Source organism: Flavicella sediminum, assembly GCF_006381105.1.
In the GTDB taxonomy this organism is placed as follows: Bacteria; Bacteroidota; Bacteroidia; order Flavobacteriales; family Flavobacteriaceae; genus Flavicella; species Flavicella sediminum.
Genome location: NZ_VDET01000069.1, coordinates 1 through 585 on the forward strand (window position 1 = coordinate 1; position 585 = coordinate 585).

The window sequence follows — 585 nt, forward strand, 5'->3', positions numbered from 1 at the left end:
GGGCAAGTTGCAGAGGATCCTGAAACGTATGGGAAACAAAAATTAGAAAACAGCAAAGTAAAAAGAGCGCAGGTAATTTTACACGATGTTGGTACAAAGCAAGAACGCAACCATTGGGTTTCTGACTACAAAGCAGGAAACATAGATTTGCTTTTTGTGTACAATATGCTGTTAACAGGTTTTGATGCCAAACGATTAAAGAAATTATATATAGGACGTAAAATAAAATCACATAATTTATTACAAACCTTAACCAGAGTAAATAGAACTTATAAAAATCATTCCTATGGATTTGTAGTTGATTTTGCAGATATCCAAAAAGAATTCGATAAAACCAATCAGGATTATTTTAATGAGTTGCAATCTGAGTTAGGGGATGAAATGGAGCATTATTCGAATCTGTTTAAATCTGCTGAAGAAATTCAAAAAGAAATTGAAGAAATAAAAGATGTGCTTTTTAAGTTTGATACGGACAATGCGGAGATTTTCAATCAGCAAATAACAGAAATTAACGATCGTACGGAAATACGACAAATAGCCAAGGTGTTAAATAATTCTAAGGAGTTGTATAATTTAATCCGATTG

At 32.1% G+C, this 585-nt stretch carries 1 protein-coding gene; it reads left to right on the top strand.

All coding sequences use genetic code 11. From position 1 onward, the window contains the following. On the top strand, positions 1-585 hold a 585-nt coding region (locus tag FGM02_RS17940), incomplete at both ends, for a type I restriction enzyme subunit R domain-containing protein (protein WP_394344451.1).